Source organism: Lysinibacillus sp. NPDC097287 (assembly GCF_044761695.1).
Lineage (GTDB): Bacteria > Bacillota > Bacilli > Bacillales_A > Planococcaceae > Lysinibacillus.
The window spans coordinates 1-1001 of the sequence record NZ_JBIWCX010000095.1 but is presented as its reverse complement, the minus strand read 5'-3'; the positions used below and the strand labels follow the sequence as shown (position 1 = coordinate 1001).

Sequence of the window (1001 nt, the reverse complement as noted above, 5' to 3'; positions counted from 1 at the left end):
GATTGAACGCATCCGAATACCCGGTCTTCTTTGCCAAACGATCCAATGTGAGCGATGGATCGACGATCAGCGAATCCGCGACCAAGGCCAGCCTCCACCGGCGCAGATGTTGCATCGGGGGTTCACCGACGGAACTTTTGAATTCAGAGACGAACATGGATCGCGACATGCCGGCAATGGCGCTCATCGCCGGCAGGGTCCATTTCTTCCCGGGATTTGAGTAGACCTCGCGCAATACGGCACTGATCGATTGACGGGGATCGTGCGACAGGTTCCCCACATTCCAACCGGCAGACCACTCCGCGAGCATCAGGCAGACAATCGATTCGAGGAGTCTGACCGCCGTGGATGGGAATCCTTTCCCATCGGCCCAGTTGTCGTGTTCCCGGGCAAGCGACTGCAGGACATGGGATACCGAGCTCACCTCTGAGGTTCTCGACGTCAAAAGATTCGGAAGATGATGCTCCAGAATCGAATACAGATTTCCTGCCGACTCGAAGGAGAATACGAGGACGGGTAGGCGGCTGGACCTTTCCGTTCGATCCGAATCGCGATGTGGTTCGGACAGGCGAAAGTCACGGTCAGCGGGCAGGCACAGGATGCCGACCTCACCAGCGTGGAGCGCTGTAACTTCTCCGCGTGAAGTGGTAGATGTTATCTCGAGTGATAGTTCAGTATTGCTGAAAATAAGGAACTTTCGGGAGAATCCCACCTCGAATGTCGACGACTCTGCAGACGCATCGAAGTCCTCGATGCCGGTGTTGGCGATGCCGGTGTTCGCGATATCGAAGCTCACGATACGAAATGCCGAGAGTGCGCTGTCTACGGGACTGAGCATCTCCTGATACTAGGCAAATGGAGAGTTGGAGGGGCGAAACGCAATCACATGGATCCTGAACCCTCGAGCATGGTGCGCTGACCGACGACGAAACTAGCGTTCAACCATGGCAAAAAGTAGAGAGATTTTGGTACTCGGAAGTACTGGCCAAACTGGTCGGATA

The 1001-nt window shown here is 55.2% G+C and carries 1 protein-coding gene; it reads right to left on the bottom strand.

Features of this window, described 5'->3' with window-relative positions; translation table 11 throughout:
* Positions 1 to 796 (bottom strand): helix-turn-helix transcriptional regulator (locus ACIQ2D_RS22360; RefSeq protein WP_402867464.1); only part of this gene is annotated, 796 nt, incomplete at its 3' end.
* Positions 797 to 1001: the final 205 nt, after the last annotated feature.